Genomic DNA, 16,267 nt, shown 5'->3' with positions numbered 1-16,267 from the left:
CTCTCCCCCATCCCCCGGTCACTCGCGCAAAAGCTGCGGCAGCGGTATCTTTTGCGCAGTCGCCTAGCGGGTAAGTCTGATCGCACATCAATCGCCGAATTGTTCGCGAGCTGACGGATGTTTAGAACAAGCGCCTTATCCAAGATTCGACTCCCTCGGGCGGACTCGGCGGACGGCCGCATGGCGAAAAGTCGGTAGGTGCGGAACCCGCGATGAACGGATAACGTATGGCAGTCGGGCAAATTTCATCCGACCGCAGGCCGGTCGCGCGATCAATCCAAATAAATTCGATATTTTCGGGCGGCTCCAGTTCGAGCGGTTGCCTACTCACTTTCTGCATGGTAGACGCCCAAACCGGTAACGCTCCTTGAGCACCGGTCAGCTTGGCCGACTGATTGTCGTCACGACCGACCCAAACCACTCCTAAGTAATCCCCGGTGAATCCGGCAAACCAACTGTCCCTGAGCTCGTTGGTTGTTCCCGTTTTTCCGGCGCTGTCGAAATTGGCGGGCAGATACGCATAGGCCGACTTTCCTGTACCGTCCCGCATGACTTCCTGCAAAATCGAATCGACCAAAAACACTGCCGCCGAGTCGATTGATTGCTTGACGCTGAGCCCGTAGCGCTGCAGAGTTTTCCCGTCCTGTGACACCACGGCCTGAATCGCCCGAAGCGGAACCAAAAAACCGTCACTGGCCAAGGTCTGATACATTTGGGCAACTTCAAACGGTGTCAAGGCGGCCGTTCCCAGCAAAAGCGATGGAACCAGCTCCACCGACTTTTCCACTCCCAGCCTGCGTAGCATTTCCGCGGTGCGCGCGACGCCGACGTCCATACCCAAATTGACCGTAGCCAGGTTAAAGGAATGAGCCAAGGCCGTATGCAGAGGTATTATGCCGTGCTCCCGATTATCGTAATTTTTCGGCGCCCAGGGGCGTCCACCGGGATTCCTGATGCGAACTGCCGTGTCTTGCAGAGGCGAAGTCAGGGTGTATCGCTGCCAATTCTCCAATGCGGTCAGGTAAACAACCGGCTTGTACAGCGAGCCGACCTGGCGTTCCGCGTCCAGCGCCCGATTGAACCCCGAATTCTCCGGGTTTCTTGATCCCATCAAAGCAGCGACCTCTCCGGTAGCCCGGCGAGTAATCACAACGGCGGTTTCCAATTGGGTCGTCCGAGTCTGTTTATCAAGCTTCTTGAGCGTGGTATCGACCGCGGACTCCAGGTAATGCTGGGCGAATATGTCGAGCGTCGTGAACAGCTTGAGCCCTTCCGAGGTGAGGTCTTCGGGACGATACTCCTGCTGCAGCTGACGCTTGACTAGATCCAGGAATGCCGGATAACGGCTGATCGCCTGGTGCGGATTCTTGATGACATCCAGAGGCTTGGCCTTGGCCTGTTCGGCCAGATTCGCCGCAATCTGCCCTTGCTCGACCATTTCGGTCAACACCAGATCCCTACGCTTTCGTGCCTTGTCCGGCCATCTGAACGGGTCGTAATAGGACGGTCCTCGCACCAGCGATACCAGCAGAGCAATATGATGCAGTTCCAGCTCATCCGGTGACCGGCTGAAATAATACTGACTCGCCAAGCCAAACCCGTGTATCGCCCGGGCACCGTCCTGACCGAGATAAATTTCGTTCAGATACGCTTCGAGTATTTCATCTTTCGAATAACGGGCCTCCAGAATCAAGGCCATGACTAACTCGTTAAGCTTGCGCAGCAACGTCCGCTCGGAGCTCAGAAAAAAGTTTTTCACCAGCTGCTGCGTCAGGGTACTCCCGCCTTGCACGATTCCCCCTGCGCGAATATTGGCCCACGTCGCCCGTAGAATACCGCGCGGCGAAACCCCGAAATGCCCGTAAAAATCTCTGTCCTCTACCGAAAATAAGGCCTTTAGAAGGAGTTCGGGAGCCTGGTTAAGCTTTATGAGAATACGGTCTTCCTTTAAGGCCGGATAGAAACTTCCAATCTGAACCGGATCCAGTCGAACCAAGGCCAAGGATTTATGATTTCCGGAATCGGTGACGGCGCTTATTTGCCCGCTGTCGAATCGTACCCGTATAGTGCGGGAAGTTTCCAATTTATCCCAAAATTGGAAATCGCGCGTCTTTAAAGTATACTCGCTGCCCCTTCTGAAATAGGTCCCCTGCGACGATAGATTCGGATCGTTTCTGTATTTCAGCTGTTCCAATAACCATTGGAGCCTTTCCCCATTCAATTCGCCACCGGCAAACAGTTCCACCGGGCTGGCGTAAACCCGCGCCGGCAACGACCAGCGTTTCCCTTCGAACTGCTGGCGGACGATATGATCCACATACGCCAGGTAGCCTACGCCAGCCGCAACAACAAAGGGCGAAAGGTAAAGCACGATGCGCCGGAACGAGGCACATAGAACAGATAATGTGGACGACCGTTTTTTGCGTGGCGTCTTGCGACGTCGGGTGTTTTTCATGGGATAAGGAAATATGCGGCTGAGCGCTTAAACAATAAAACCTGAAACCAAAACGGCCGGTTCGATCAAGCCACTTGTGTCGCCTGTGATGAATTGGCGATCTCGTTGATCGGGATTGTTGTTTTGTCCAGCAAATGGGGTTCCGGCTTACCTATCAGATAACCTTGAACATAATCTACACCGAGCGTCTTCAGGAGTGAAAGAACCTTGGGATTTTCGACATATTCGGCGATCGTCTTTTTCCCCAGTTTCCGCGCAATATCGATCATCGCCTTGACGAGTACCTGATCGGTTTCGTCATGAAGGAGATTCTTTATAAATTGCCCGTCGATCTTTAGGTAATCGACCGGGAATCTTTTGATGTAATCGAAGGAACTAAAACCGGCACCGAAATCATCCAAGGCGAAATGGCATCCCAATGCTCTAATTCGCGCGATCATCTCCCGAGTTTGCTGATAATTCGCAACCGTCGCGGTTTCGGTGATTTCGAATGCCAGCCGGGACGCGGATATCCAGGTCATTTCCAGCTTCTGCTTGATCAGAGGCAACAAGGACTGATCCTGAAATGCGACGCCTGACAAATTTATTGTTAGGCTGACATGCGACTGATCTTCCGGCAGGGCTGCGAGGAAATCTATCGCTTTATCCACGACCCAGAGATCGATGTGATGAATCAAGCCCATGCGCTCGGCGACCGGGATGAACTCTCCCGGCGCGAATATATCCGAACGCTTGCCTTTCATTCGGATCAAGACTTCGTAATGGGTGATCGCACCGTCCTTGACTCTGACCACCGGCTGGAAAACCAGAAAAAACCGGTTTTCCATCAAGGCTTCCCGAATCAACGGGACCCACAAAATGTCGCTGCGCCGGGTACAAGCCTCGGTATCCTTGTCATTGTATAACTGAACCATGTTGCGCCCGTTCGCTTTCGCCACGTAGCAGGCTTGATGAGCTTCGGCAATCAAAACGCTCGGATGACTGGCCAACCTCCGCGATTCCAGTAGCGACACGCCGATGCTGGCCGAGATGTGGTAACTGTCCTGTCCGGTAACGAAGCGGAAACCATCCAGGGCTTTACGAAGACGTTCAGCGACGGACAAGGCCTCCTGCTGTTTTACGTTTTCCAAAAAGATACAAAACTCGTCCGCACCGATGCGGGCTGCGATATGATCCGAATCGAGCGTGCCATGAAGCAGGCTCACCGTCTCCACCAACAAGCGATCACCGGTCTCGTGTCCCTCGAGGTCGTTGATCATATTGAATCGATCCAGATCCAGGTAGAGCAGCGCCCCCTCCTGATCGAAGTTGCGGCATCGATGAATCGCCAGTTGAAGCCGCTTTTCCAGGCTACGGCGATTGGCAAGACCGGTCAATTCATCATGGGCCACGAGATATTTGAATCGGGCTTCCATGATCTTGCGCTCGGAGAGTTCATTCAGGAGCTGCTCCTCTTGACTACGCCTCAGGTGGCGCTCGTTTCTGAGTATCAAACTCATGTTGACCAAGGGGATAAAATCGCACTCGCGAATGGGTTTGGTCATTAGGCTGACGCCTTGTCGGCTCAAATGAGACAGACGCCGCACTTGCGTGCTGTTCAATTCGGCCGATTCGTCGGTAAAGACTATCGCCGGAATACCGATACCCTCGTCTATCGAGGAAAAGGATAGACAGAACTCATCGATCCGACATTCAGGCAGGCTGCCATTAAGAATAATAAGTCCGATATCTTCAGGGTTACGCTGGAACTTCCGCAAACTCTCGAGAAGTTCTATTCCATTTGAGACTACCAAGAAATTCACGAAACCGGCTTCAGACAGAATTGACTCGACTTGAATCCGATGATGCTCGTTATGGTCACCGATAACAATCAGCTTTGTGCCGAACTGGTTGGCTGGCGTCATGGCATTCGATAAAAGTCCGAAGCTCGATCAAAAAAGAGAAACAATTGAAACCACGTCACGTATAAAGTCTTCCCTGTACTAAGATAATATAGATGCCACTTCTCCGAGTGCCAGTCAAATCAATATGACGACCTTAGTCGTCGACAAATTCTCTTCCTTGACGAACCGCTTGATGACCATGAAAGAATTCTGGAGCATGAGCGTGCGCTGCGGCCTGACCGCCAGGCTACTCGCAAAAGACCATACCTCTCGCGAGCCTGCGCAAGTCTTGTTTCTCTAGGGACTGCTGCATGAAATCGGGCGACTGGTCATATGTCACCGCACACCGGAATTGGCCTATGCCGCGACAGTCCTCGCGTAATCCGAAAACCTAAGCTATCAGGAAGGAGAAAGACGAACTCTCGGATTCGATCATTAAATTGATGTTATCAATGAAAGGATTCCGAGAATCGATGAACAATTCGATGAGATTTTCAAGCTCATTTATACGAATTGACTCGTTTTCCACTATTGAAGATATTCCTTTATCAAACCGGCAAGTACGTCGGCATGTTCCGGACTGTCATTCAGTGAGGGAATTAACCGATACCGCTCACCACCGGCTTTTCTGAAGACGGCCTCATTGGCAATTCCGATTTCTTCCAAGGTTTCCAGGCAATCCACGGCAAAGCCCGGACAAACCACATCGACGTCTTTGACTCCCCTTTGAGGTAGGGTCCGGAGAATTTCGACGCAATAAGGCTGCAACCAGCGCCCGCGGCCGAAACGCGACTGAAAAACCAGCTGCCAATCATTCTCCGAAAGCGCCAATTCATCCGCGATCCGTTTCGCGCTTGCATGGCACTGCTGGTAATAGGGGTCGCCGAGGGACCGGCTCCGTTCAGGCAAGCCGTGAAATGAAAACAGCAGAAAACCGGCTTTACCCTTTTCTTTCCAGAAGTCGCGTATTCGTCTCGCTACGGCACGAATATACGCGGGATACACGTGATAGTCGCTGATGAATCGAATTTCGGGGATATAGCGCCAAGTTTTCAAAACCGACGCGACCTGATCGAACACGCTCCCGGTGCTCGGCGAAGAATACTGGGGATAGAGCGGCAATACCAGAAGTCCTTCGATCCCGACACTCCTCAGCTTTTCCAATGACTGAGGAATGCCGGGCTTTCCGTAGCGCATCGCGAGCTCTACGACGATCTCGCCGCCGCTTCTCGCGGATATCTCCGCTCCCACCGCTCGGCTCAAGGCCATGCTTAACGCCAGTAGCGGAGAACCCTTGTCGGTCCAGATCGAGCGATAAGCTCGAGCCGATTTGGACGGCCGCACCCACAAAATCAGTCCGTTAAGGATGATCCACCAAAGCGGCCTCGGCAGCTCGACGACCCGGGGGTCCCATAGAAACTCTCGCAGATAGCGTCTAACCGCAGCCGCGCTCGGAGCCTCGGGCGTACCCAGATTGACGAGAAGCACGCCCCAGCGTGGGGCCTTTCCTGTATCGGCCACAAACCTATTCCCTGCGCTATTTTCGGTTGATGAGATTCAGGAATTCCGAGCGCGTACTGATTTGCTTGCGGAACAGCCCCAACATGGACGAGGTGGTCATGACCGAGTTCTGCTTCTCCACACCGCGCATCATCATGCACAGATGCTTGGCTTCGATCACCACGGCAACCCCTACCGGATTGACTGCGGTCTGTATAGCGTCCGCGATCTGTTTGGTCAGACGCTCCTGAATCTGAAGCCGACGAGCGTACATTTCGACGATTCGCGCGATCTTGGAAAGCCCGATGACCTTGCCTTTCGGTAAATAGGCGACGTGGCATTTACCTATGAAGGGCAGAAGATGGTGCTCGCACAGCGAATATAATTCGATGTCCTTTACGATCACCATATCCTCGGTATCGGCCTCGAAAATTGCGTTATTCAGGACACGTTCGAGGCGTTGATTGTATCCGCTGTTGAGGAACCGGAAGGCCGCCGCCGCACGCTTCGGCGTATCGACCAGGCCTTCTCGATTGACATCCTCGCCAAGCGCTTGAATTATATTTGAAAAAAGATGCTCCAATTCGTTTTGCATGACTGAAACCACCAATGGTAATCGGTAAGTATATCGCGCGGGGCCCTACCCTGTCTTTCCGTTGAATCCTGATCTATTCCTCACAATAACGGGAGGCTTCGAATAGAACTTCCGCACCCGCCTCCGGTTTAGTCGCATGCTGGCTGAGATATCTGCGCCATACCCGCCCGCCCGGCCGAGCGTGATATAGGCCTAGGATGTGCCGAGCGACAGCCTGCAAACGTATACCCTGTTGTAATTGCTTCTCGACGTAAGGCACCAGCGCCTCGACCACCTGGCGCCGCGACCGCGCCGGACGGTCGTCACCGAAAAATCGCCGATCGGCTTCTGCAAGCAGGTACGGCTGATGGTAAGCCGCGCGCCCTATCATCACACCGTCCACCCGATCGAGATGGCGTTCCGCCTGGTCGAGATCGGCAACACCGCCGTTCAGGACAATTTCCAGTGCCGGATAATCCTGTTTGATTCGGTTGACAACATCGTATCTCAACGGCGGTACTTCGCGGTTTTCCCGGGGCGACAAGCCCTTGAGCCAAGCTTTTCTGGCGTGAATGATAAAAGTTCGGCAGCCGCCGGACGAGACGATCTCGACGAAACGCGCAAGATCTTCGTAGGCGTCCTTCTCGTCGATGCCGATCCGGGTTTTGACCGTAATCGGAAGCGATACGGCGTCGGCCATTGCCGCCACGCACTCGGAAACGAGTTCGGGCTCCGCCATCAGGCATGCACCGAACCGGCCATTCTGCACCCGATCGCTCGGGCATCCGACGTTTAGATTAATCTCATCGTATCCATAGCTTTCCGCAATCCGTGCACACTCGGCGAGATGTGAAGGGTTGCTGCCGCCCAACTGAAGTGCCAGCGGCTTTTCGGCGGGATGAAAGCCCAATAGATGATCTCGATTACCGTACAAAATTGCGCCGGTAGTAATCATCTCGGTATACAGCAACACCCGCCGGGAAATCAGCCGAGCAAAATAGCGAAAATGCCGGTCCGTCCAGTCCAGCATCGGGGCTATGCTCAAAATTCTCTGCATATGGGTAACAAGCTTTGGAGAGCGGAAATGACGCCTTATTCGATGGAGTCGATTAGCGAGCGATTTTCGTTAGATCGGATTACGGCTTTCTTGGACAAGCAAAAGGAAGGATGTGCTTAGAAGTCCCGATTCATTTTCACCCGGATACGCATCCGTCTGCCCGTTTCGGCCGGGACGAATTCAGTAATTCTCGCGCAAACGCGATGATAAAAAGCTGGGCTGAGCGGAAAAAACCGAGGTACCGAAAAGTGATTCTTCCGATAACTAATAGGCTGGAACCCCGAGCACCGTATCAATCGCCGGAGTCGCCACCGGTTTTTCTGGCCAGCATCGGCACCGCGGCCATTCGCGATTGGATGCGATGTGTACGACTACGCTGACGCAACCAATAGCCGCTGATGAGAACGGTGGTCGTGGCAAGACTGGCCGCGCAGAAGTAAAGCAGATTTTTTACCTTCACAACTTCGTCCATGAGTTCTTCATTGCGGACCAGGCCGGAACCGGGCAGCGGCCGGAAACGGGAATGTTCGATTTCGGCACTGTCGAATGCATTCGCTCCGCCCGCTTCGGCGTAACCCTCCAAAATCGCCAGGTCGCTTCTTAATCGTTCGAACGTCTCGAGATCGGCCGCACTGATCGTTCCGGCCTCGATGCTCTTCTGAAGGTCCTTGAGCCTCATTTCGACGGATTCCGCCAGGAGTACCCCGAACTTGCGCTGGAGCGTTTCCATTTGCTGGCTGATGGCATTGATCCTGGCATGCCCTGCGGCCGGACTCGCCATCTGAGTTTCCAGGCGATTCGATAGATAGAAGGAAATGGCAAGAAAACCGACAAAGCCTGCAAACAAGGCGAACAGTGATTGCACGGCCAGGTGCCGACCGCCGGAAACGGGATACCGAACCGCAGTCCCCGCACGCACCGCGGGCGCAGTCGTTGACTCGCTCTGATATCTTCTGTACACCCCATCTCCTCCGCTATGCTGCCCCAGCCATCGTCGATCATTATTATGCTGGGGGCCCCGGCACTTCTCTACCCCGTGCGACGCTGCAACTCGAAGTAACGCGAGTGTTCAGGATATCCCAGCTACAACGGCATGCGAAAAAGCCGGTCAGCCGTTCAATTCGATAGCTTTTCAACTATGGCAGATTAAACCCTATGGGTCAATTGATAAGCGCGCCGTCTCCATCGCCCGCTTCATATCACCGACCGCCCGCTCCAGACCGACGAACAGCGCCCGTGCGACGATGGCATGCCCGATGTTGAGCTCCTCCACCTGAGAAATACGGGAGATTTCCTGTACATTGTGATAATTCAATCCATGCCCGGCATTCACCCTGAGCCCCAATCCCGCTGCGTATTCCGCCGCGCGCGCAAGGCGCCGAAACTCATCCTTGCCCTCTTTGTCCGACACGGCGTCGGCATAGTGTCCGGTATGGAGTTCGATCACTGGAGCACCGGTTTTCGCAGCGGCTTCGATCTGACGAAAATCGGCGTCGATGAACAAGGAGACGACAATCCCGGCTTCCCCCAATGCTTCGCAAGCGGTCTGGATCCGCTCGAAATTCCCCGCCACATCGAGACCGCCCTCGGTGGTCAATTCTTGGCGCCGCTCAGGCACCAGGCAGCAAGCCTGCGGCTGCACCGATCTTGCGATGCCGACCATCTCATCGGTCACCGCCATTTCCAGATTCAGACGGGTTTCGATCATGTCGCGCAGTAAACGGATATCCCGGTCCTGTATATGCCGGCGATCTTCCCGAAGATGGGCGGTAATACCGTCGGCACCCGCTTGCTCGGCGAGCAGGGCCGCCTGAATCACTTCCGGGTATTTGGTGTGCCTGGCTTGCCGGATGGTTGCAATATGATCGATGTTTACTCCGAGCAGGATCGGGCGAGATGTCATCATGATGGCCTATCTTTTGTGACTTGTTTGAAGAAGTCCCGACTCTTGAGACGTTTTCCATTGAGATGATAATTGATCACCTGCCGCATGAGACGTTTCGCTTCCTGGAGTTCGTCCGGAGCGTTCAGCGTCTTTTGCTCCAATGCGAGCAAGGTGGCGCCTCCGACCGACTCTGCAATGCCTTCATCGTTCTCCACCGGACCGTGCTCAATCCTATACACGTACCGCTTTGTGGCATCGATGGGCTGCCCGGAGATCGCGTCCCGGTCCAGGGACAAGCCGTACCCCATCTCGCCTAACAGCGAGACTTCGAACAATCTCAGAATACGCTCGACGCCATCATCGGTGGCAAGCTGGTCCAACGTACTCCGATACAGATGGAATACTTCCGGATGAGGATCGCGGGAGGGGAGAAAATGAAGCAGTAACTCGTTGATGTAGAATCCGCAGAACAGCTTGGAACCGCTCAGCTCGACGCCGGTTCCCGCGGCTTCCGCATCCGTCAAAATCGGCAGATCGCCTTTTCCCGTCCAAGAAAGGCGCAATCCGACGAACGGCTGCAATAAGGCGTGCAGACCTTTCTTGCTTTTCCGAGCGCCTTTCGCCAATAGCCGAAGCCGACCGAAATTCAGAGTGAAAACGTCGAGAAGCAGACTCGACTCGCGATAAGCTCTGCTGTGAAGAACGAAACCGCTCTGCAACGAGATTCGGTCTCGAAAATCCGGGGAATCGCTCCTGCTCCCTTCATTCGACGTAGCCGAGGCTGTGCAGTGCACGCTCGTCATCCGACCAACCTTTCTTTACCTTAACCCAAAGCTCCAGGTAAACCTTGCTGTCGAGCAGATGTTCCAGTTCGTGGCGTGCCCGCTCCCCGACCTTCTTGAGCACTTCGCCGCCGTGCCCGATGATGATTGCCTTCTGGCCCTCGCGCTCGACCCAAATCACCGCATTGATACGCGTCAATCCGCCTTCGATCTTGAACTGCTCGATCTCTACCGTAAGCGCGTGAGGCACCTCCTGCGACAGCGAACGCAGCAGTTTTTCCCGAATCACTTCAGCGGCAAAAAACCGTTCCGGCTTGTCTGTGATTTGATCCTCGGGAAAAATCGGTTCGCCCTCCGGCAAGAGCGCGATGATTTTTCGCTCCAAAACGTCGAGATTAACGCCCTTTAAGGCGGAGACCGGAACCAGATCGGCGAACGAATGGCGAGCCGCCGCTTCTTCCAGAAAGGGCAATAACACAGCTTTGTCTTCGAGTCTGTCGACTTTGTTGATGACCAGGACCACGGGGACACCGGCCGATTTGATTCGTTCCAGAACCAGATCGTCCTCGCGTAGCCAGTTCGGTCTATCGATGATCCAGATGATCAGGTCCACATCGAGCAGGGCGGACACCGCAGCGCGGTTGAGGTAGCGGTTCATCGCACGCTTCTGGCTGGCATGGATGCCCGGCGTGTCGACAAAAACGATCTGCCCCTCCTCCGTGGTTTTGATACCGCAGATGCGATGCCGCGTCGTCTGCGGTCGACGCGAGGTGATACTGATCTTTTGACCGACCAGGTGATTGAGAAGGGTGGATTTACCGACGTTGGGACGCCCCACCAAGGCGACGAAGCCCGCTTTCATGGTTTGAGCCCCAATTTCTCCGCCAACAAATCCAACATCTTTTCCGCCGCCTGCTGCTCCGCCTTTTTCCGGGAAGAGCCAACACCCTCGCAGGAAACCGGAATCAGCGAAACGCGGCACTCCACGCAGAAGCTCTGGTCATGCGGCTGGCCAAACACCGTTTTGAGATTATAAATGGGCAGTTCGAGTCCTCGCGCCTGCATCAGCTCCTGCAATCGGGTCTTCGGATCTTTTTTCCAATCCCGCAATGAAAGGCCGTCTATGGGCTCGGCGAAAAGTTTCAAAATCCACTCCCGGCAGGCGTCCATTCCCTGGTCGATAAGCAAAGCACCGATAACGGCCTCCAAGGCATCGGACAAAATCGAGTCACGCCGGTACCCGCCACTTTTCAACTCGCCCGATCCCAAGACCAGGTAATCGCCCAGATTCAATTTGCGCGCCAATTCCGCCAAGGAAGTCTGATTCACGAGAGTGGCACGCAGCCGGCTGAGAACTCCTTCATCGGCTTCCGTGAACTTTTCGTAAAGCCGCTCCGCGATTACGAACCCGAGCACGGAGTCACCGAGGAATTCGAGTCGTTCATTGTTCTCGCTTTCCGCACTGCGGTGTGTCAGAGCCCTCCTGACCAAAGCGGGATTCTTGAAACTCACGCCCAGCTTTTTCGCGATCTTTTCCGGTTCCAATATCACGGACTCACCTGGATCCGAACGGCACGTAAACCAATCCGCCCGCTTGCGCACAAGGACAAATAAGCGGCGAATGGCCGGCATATGAGCCGCAAAAACCCCAAGCGATTTTCATCAATTCGATCCGACCTCGACTTGATCGTCAAAGTGCAGCAAGACATCCACGTTTCCAAAAAGATGCTCGGCCACATCATAAGCAACTTCGACTTTTAGATAAGAGCCTTCTTTCAGAATTCTCACATCTTGGGTCGATACTCGTTCGACCATGTTGATCTCCCAGCGTTTCTGCAGAAGACTCAAGATCTCTTCTCTGGATTTCGAAGCGAGTTCGCTCTCTTTTTCGAGCGATTTGAGCGATGACACAACCTTGTAATGCTCGAGATAAACGGGTCCGATCTTGAGCACGAGCAAGGAAAAAAAACCGATCAGGAATGATGTCCACAGAAATCCCACGAGGGTCAGACCTTTCTGCGTGAAAGGGAAATTGGCCATTTTTGCAAACTCCGGCGTTTCGGTACTAATTCAATATAGTACCGAGACGATCAAATGCGACTCCGCCGTTCTCCCAATCAAAGCTCATCCAAATGAAAAAGGCTTTTCCGACCAAGTGGCTTTCCGGTACGGTACCCCAGTACCGGCTGTCGTTACTGTTGTCCCGATTATCGCCCATAACAAAATAATGTCCTTCCGGTACCGCAAATTCTCCCTGCACCGAAGGCTGCCCCTCCCGAATCAGGATATCGTGCTGTATGCCGCTCAGATTTTCGCTGAGAAGGCGTGCCCCGGTCATGATATTTCCCTGGCCCACACCTTGATATTCAGCAATATCCGTTTGCTTTACGGCCTCTCCATTTACATAAAGCTGTTTATTGAAGTACGCAATACGGTCACCCGGCACGCCGATGACACGCTTGATGTAATCGATCGTCGGGTCTTTCGGAAAACGGAATACCACGATATCGCCGCGCTCCGGCTCGCCCATGTCGACAATCTTGGTGTTCAAAACCGGGAGACGGATACCGTAGGCGTATTTGTTGACGAGAATGAAATCGCCGATCAGAAGCGTCGGCATCATGGAACCCGAGGGAATTCGAAACGGCTCCACCAAAAATGAACGCAACAGAAGCACGATCAGAATGATCGGAAAAAACGAGCGGGCGTATTCCACAATAACCGGCTCTTTCGCTCCGGCCGGCTGAAAACGCCGCAGCAATGCATAACTGCCCCAGATAATCCCGGTCACGATGGTTGCCATGACCAAAAAAAACGAAAAATCGAAGTCCATAAGCTGGGTCTTTTGTTGTTTTTCAGTTCTAGGAATCTTTGCTCACGCGCAGAACCGCCAGAAATGCCTCCTGGGGAATATCGATCTTGCCAACTTGCTTCATCCTTTTTTTCCCGGCCTTCTGCTTTTCAAGCAGCTTCTTCTTGCGTGTGATATCGCCACCGTAGCATTTGGCCAGCACGTTTTTACGCATCGCTTTCACAGTGGACCGAGCGATAATCTTCGAACCGATCGCCGCCTGGATAGCCACTTCGAACATTTGTCTCGGAATCAGATCCTTCATGCGCTCCACAAGATCCCTCCCGCGGGACTGACTGATGTCCCTATGCACGATCAATGAGAGGGCATCAACACGTTCGCCGTTGATGAGGATGTCCAGCTTGACCAACGGTGACGCCTGGAAGCGCCGGAATTCATAATCGAAGGAAGCAAACCCCCGGCTGACCGATTTTAGACGGTCAAAAAAGTCCAATACGACCTCGCTCAGGGGCAGTTCGAAGTTCATGGATACCTGTCCGCCCATGTACTGCATCTTTTTTTGAACGCCGCGCTTTTCGACACAAAGCGTCATGACCGCGCCCAGGTAATCCTGCGGCACCAGAATATTGGCTTCGATGATCGGTTCGCGGACTTCCACGATTTCGTTGGGCGGCGGCAGCTTGGACGGGTTGTCGATCAGGACCGTTTCTTCATCCGTTTTGAGCACCTCGTACACCACGGTGGGCGCGGTGGTGATCAGATCGAGATCATATTCCCGCTCCAGCCGCTCCTGTATGATCTCCATGTGCAGCATACCGAGAAAACCGCACCGAAAGCCGAATCCCAAGGCCTGGGAAGTTTCCGGTTCGTACTGAAGCGCCGCGTCGTTGAGATGCAGCTTGTTGAGCGCCTCCCTAAGATTCTCGTAATCGTCGGATTCAACGGGATAAAGCCCTGCGAACACCCTCGGCTGGACTTGCTGGAAGCCCGGCAACGGCGCCTTACAAGGATTATCGGCCGCGGTAATCGTGTCGCCCACCGGCGCACCGAAGATATCCTTGATGCCGGCCACGATGAAGCCCACTTCGCCGGTCTGGAGGACCTCCTTGTCCAGCGACTTGGGGGTGAAGACGCCGAGCTTGTCCACCAAGTGGCTCTTCCCCGTGGACATGATCACGATCTTCTGTTTTCGGGAAATGGAACCGTTGACCACCCGTACCAGAGAAACCACTCCCAGATAATTGTCGAACCAGGAATCGATGATCAGCGCCTGCAAAGGCCCACCGGCATCCCCTCGGGGAGGGGGAACCTTGCTCACCAATTGTTCAAGGAGATCGTTTACGCCAAGACCGGTTTTCGCGCTGATTTTCAAGGCTTCGTCCGCCGGCAATCCGATGATCTCCTCGATTTCCTTGCAGACTCGCTCGGGTTCGGCCGATGGCAAATCGATCTTGTTCAGCACAGGAATCACTTCCAGGCCCTGCTCGATCGCGGTATAGCAGTTCGCCACGCTCTGCGCTTCCACCCCCTGTGCCGCGTCGACCACGAGTAAAGCACCTTCGCAAGCCGCCAGCGAGCGGGACACTTCGTAGGAAAAATCCACATGCCCGGGTGTATCGATCAGATTGAGCTGGTAGGTTTCTCCGGACTTGGCCTTGTAGTTGAGCGTTACGCTTTGAGCCTTGATGGTAATGCCCCGCTCCCGCTCGATATCCATCGAATCCAGTACCTGGGCGAGCATCTCGCGATCGCTCAGTCCACCGCAAACCTGGATGAAGCGGTCAGCCAAGGTCGACTTGCCATGATCGATATGAGCGATGATGGAAAAATTGCGAATGTGCTGCTGATCGGCCACGGCCTCAATCCTTGAGTTTCAAGGCCAGGAACGACGAACCGCCGCGTCTCTGCACCAGCACCGCAAGCGACTTACCTTTCGGCAAACCCTTTACGACCTCATTGAAATGGTTCACGTCCTTGATAACCTTATCCTGAATTCGGAGAATCACATCACCGCGCCGTATGCCCGCATCGTATGCCGCTCCCGGATTCACCGCCTGCACCAGCACGCCATGCTGCGGAACTTCCAATTGTTCCCGCTGTTCCGCCGTCAGATCGGATATGCGAAGCCCCAAGCGCTCGGAATTTTGCGCCCCGGGAACCTCCTCGGCACCCAAGAGAGTGCCCTCGTCTTCGGGCAATGCGCCGATTTTGAGTTTCAAATCGCGAGTCGTTCCGTGGCGGATAATTTTGAGCGATGCCGTTTCGCCCACTTTAGTCATCCCCACCATCGGCGGTAGCGACGGCGAATCGACCACAGGCTGTCCGTTGAATTCAATGATGATGTCGCCGACCTGTACCCCCCCGGCCTCCGCCGGACTCTTCGCCAGAACTCTGGAAACCAGGGCGCCCTGGGGTTTCTTCATTCCGAAGGACTCGGCGAGTTCTCGAGTGACGTCCTGCACCTGGACACCCAGCCAGCCGCGCGATACATGACCCTGGGATTTCAACTGTTCGACCACCTGCATGGCGACTTCTATGGGAATCGCGAACGACAGCCCCATAAAACCGCCGGTACGGCTGTATATCTGAGAGTTCACGCCAACCACTTCACCGTCCAGATTGAACAAGGGGCCGCCCGAATTACCCGGATTGATCGCGACGTCGGTTTGAATAAACGGTACATAGTTATCGCTGGGCAGACTGCGCCCTTTGGCACTGACGATACCGGCCGTCACCGAATGGTCGAAACCGAACGGCGAACCGATGGCCAACACCCATTCGCCGACCTTGAGCTTATCGGCCGAACCCATCCTCACGACCGGCAACCGGCTGGCCTCAATTTTCAGTAGCGCAATATCGCTGCGCTTGTCCGACCCGACCACCTTTGCCACCAACTCCCTGCGGTCCTGTAAGCGAACAACGATCTCGTCGGCATCCTTGACCACGTGATGATTGGTCAAAACATAACCGTCGTCGGAAACGATAAAGCCCGACCCCAAAGATTTCACCTCGCTCGGCTGACCGCCGCCACCTTCCCCGAAGAAGCGCCGAAAAAAGTCGTCGAATGGCGTGCCTTCCGGAATCTCCAATCCCTCCGGCAACTGCGGCTCGGTAGGCGTCACCTTTTGCGAGGTACTAATGTTTACCACAGCCGCACTGTTTTTCTCGACCAAACCGGTGAAGTCCGGAAGCTGAGCAAGGACTCCTTGCGACGAAAGCCCCATGAGAAAAAAGCTGAATACGAGGGCTATCCACCTGGTTTTAAGCATACAAAACTCCCAAGTCTTCACGGACCTAAGCATGAATTTAAACGCGGAAT

General features: G+C 54.3%; 15 protein-coding genes. 1 reads left to right on the top strand and 14 read right to left on the bottom strand.

Annotated elements, in window-relative coordinates:
- Nucleotides 1–121: 121 nt before the first annotated feature.
- Nucleotides 122–2,371 (bottom strand): penicillin-binding protein 1B, encoded by a 2,250-nt coding sequence (gene mrcB / locus sS8_RS27185; protein WP_232020461.1) that lies wholly within the window; start codon nt 2,369–2,371, stop codon nt 122–124.
- A gap of 149 nt (nt 2,372–2,520) precedes the next feature.
- Nucleotides 2,521–3,999 (bottom strand): putative bifunctional diguanylate cyclase/phosphodiesterase, encoded by a 1,479-nt coding sequence (locus sS8_RS27180; RefSeq protein ID WP_232020460.1) that lies wholly within the window; start codon nt 3,997–3,999, stop codon nt 2,521–2,523.
- A gap of 484 nt (nt 4,000–4,483) precedes the next feature.
- On the opposite strand from sS8_RS27180, the gene sS8_RS27175 reads away from it, so the two are divergent.
- On the top strand, nt 4,484–4,639 hold the full coding sequence (locus tag sS8_RS27175; RefSeq protein WP_119632497.1) for an HDOD domain-containing protein: 156 nt from the start codon (nt 4,484–4,486) through the stop codon (nt 4,637–4,639).
- 227 nt (nt 4,640–4,866) lie between these two features.
- Here the strand turns inward: sS8_RS27175 and hemH are convergent, their stop codons facing one another.
- From hemH to sS8_RS27115, 12 genes are all read right to left on the bottom strand, one after another.
- Nucleotides 4,867–5,859, bottom strand: coding sequence for a ferrochelatase (gene hemH / locus sS8_RS27170; RefSeq protein ID WP_119632496.1), 993 nt, complete (start codon nt 5,857–5,859; stop codon nt 4,867–4,869).
- 16 nt (nt 5,860–5,875) lie between these two features.
- Nucleotides 5,876–6,433: a GTP cyclohydrolase I FolE gene (gene folE / locus sS8_RS27165; RefSeq protein ID WP_179952391.1), complete on the bottom strand. Its 558-nt coding sequence runs from the start codon at nt 6,431–6,433 to the stop codon at nt 5,876–5,878.
- A 73-nt stretch (nt 6,434–6,506) separates the two neighbouring features.
- Nucleotides 6,507–7,469, bottom strand: a complete 963-nt coding sequence (gene dusA, locus sS8_RS27160; RefSeq protein WP_119632495.1) for a tRNA dihydrouridine(20/20a) synthase DusA — start codon at nt 7,467–7,469, stop codon at nt 6,507–6,509.
- A gap of 292 nt (nt 7,470–7,761) precedes the next feature.
- The gene (locus sS8_RS27155) at nt 7,762–8,430 is read right to left on the bottom strand and encodes an ATP synthase subunit B family protein (RefSeq protein ID WP_145986692.1); all 669 of its coding nucleotides are present in this window, start codon (nt 8,428–8,430) and stop codon (nt 7,762–7,764) included.
- A gap of 192 nt (nt 8,431–8,622) precedes the next feature.
- On the bottom strand, nt 8,623–9,372 hold the full coding sequence (gene pdxJ, locus sS8_RS27150; protein ID WP_179952438.1) for a pyridoxine 5'-phosphate synthase: 750 nt from the start codon (nt 9,370–9,372) through the stop codon (nt 8,623–8,625).
- A complete protein-coding gene (gene recO / locus sS8_RS27145) occupies nt 9,372–10,073 on the bottom strand; it encodes a DNA repair protein RecO (protein WP_232020457.1) in 702 nt (233 codons plus the stop codon). The genes pdxJ and recO overlap by 1 nt, the downstream gene beginning before the upstream one ends.
- Before the next feature lie 43 nt (nt 10,074–10,116).
- Nucleotides 10,117–10,998, bottom strand: coding sequence for a GTPase Era (gene era / locus sS8_RS27140; protein ID WP_119632491.1), 882 nt, complete (start codon nt 10,996–10,998; stop codon nt 10,117–10,119).
- The gene (rnc, locus tag sS8_RS27135) at nt 10,995–11,687 is read right to left on the bottom strand and encodes a ribonuclease III (protein WP_119633052.1); all 693 of its coding nucleotides are present in this window, start codon (nt 11,685–11,687) and stop codon (nt 10,995–10,997) included. The genes era and rnc overlap by 4 nt, the downstream gene beginning before the upstream one ends.
- 111 nt (nt 11,688–11,798) lie before the next feature.
- Nucleotides 11,799–12,176 (bottom strand): DUF4845 domain-containing protein, encoded by a 378-nt coding sequence (locus tag sS8_RS27130; RefSeq protein WP_119632490.1) that lies wholly within the window; start codon nt 12,174–12,176, stop codon nt 11,799–11,801.
- 25 nt (nt 12,177–12,201) lie between these two features.
- Nucleotides 12,202–12,969 carry a signal peptidase I gene (lepB, locus tag sS8_RS27125; protein WP_119632489.1) on the bottom strand — a complete coding sequence of 256 codons (768 nt, stop codon included), beginning with the start codon at nt 12,967–12,969 and terminating at the stop codon, nt 12,202–12,204.
- A 28-nt stretch (nt 12,970–12,997) separates the two neighbouring features.
- The gene (lepA, locus tag sS8_RS27120) at nt 12,998–14,803 is read right to left on the bottom strand and encodes a translation elongation factor 4 (protein ID WP_119632488.1); all 1,806 of its coding nucleotides are present in this window, start codon (nt 14,801–14,803) and stop codon (nt 12,998–13,000) included.
- Nucleotides 14,804–14,807: 4 nt separating this feature from the next.
- Complete coding sequence (locus sS8_RS27115; protein ID WP_119632487.1) at nt 14,808–16,217, bottom strand: DegQ family serine endoprotease; 1,410 nt, start codon at nt 16,215–16,217, stop codon at nt 14,808–14,810.
- Nucleotides 16,218–16,267 lie beyond the last annotated feature (50 nt).

It is taken from the genome of Methylocaldum marinum (assembly GCF_003584645.1).
Classification (GTDB): Bacteria; Pseudomonadota; Gammaproteobacteria; order Methylococcales; family Methylococcaceae; genus Methylocaldum; species Methylocaldum marinum.
Note: the sequence above shows the minus strand (reverse complement) of the source record. Positions and strands in the feature narration are given on the sequence as shown.

Coding starts and splice junctions, on each gene's coding strand:
- sS8_RS27175 (WP_119632497.1), top strand. CDS start 4,484: ATGACGACCTTAGTCGTCGACAAATTCTCTTCCTTGACGAACCGCTTG.
- pdxJ (WP_179952438.1), bottom strand. CDS start 9,372: ATGACATCTCGCCCGATCCTGCTCGGAGTAAACATCGATCATATTGCA.
- folE (WP_179952391.1), bottom strand. CDS start 6,433: ATGCAAAACGAATTGGAGCATCTTTTTTCAAATATAATTCAAGCGCTT.
- lepB (WP_119632489.1), bottom strand. CDS start 12,969: ATGGACTTCGATTTTTCGTTTTTTTTGGTCATGGCAACCATCGTGACC.
- era (WP_119632491.1), bottom strand. CDS start 10,998: ATGAAAGCGGGCTTCGTCGCCTTGGTGGGGCGTCCCAACGTCGGTAAA.
- sS8_RS27130 (WP_119632490.1), bottom strand. CDS start 12,176: ATGGCCAATTTCCCTTTCACGCAGAAAGGTCTGACCCTCGTGGGATTT.
- sS8_RS27115 (WP_119632487.1), bottom strand. CDS start 16,217: ATGCTTAAAACCAGGTGGATAGCCCTCGTATTCAGCTTTTTTCTCATG.
- sS8_RS27180 (WP_232020460.1), bottom strand. CDS start 3,999: ATGACCAAACCCATTCGCGAGTGCGATTTTATCCCCTTGGTCAACATG.
- dusA (WP_119632495.1), bottom strand. CDS start 7,469: ATGCAGAGAATTTTGAGCATAGCCCCGATGCTGGACTGGACGGACCGG.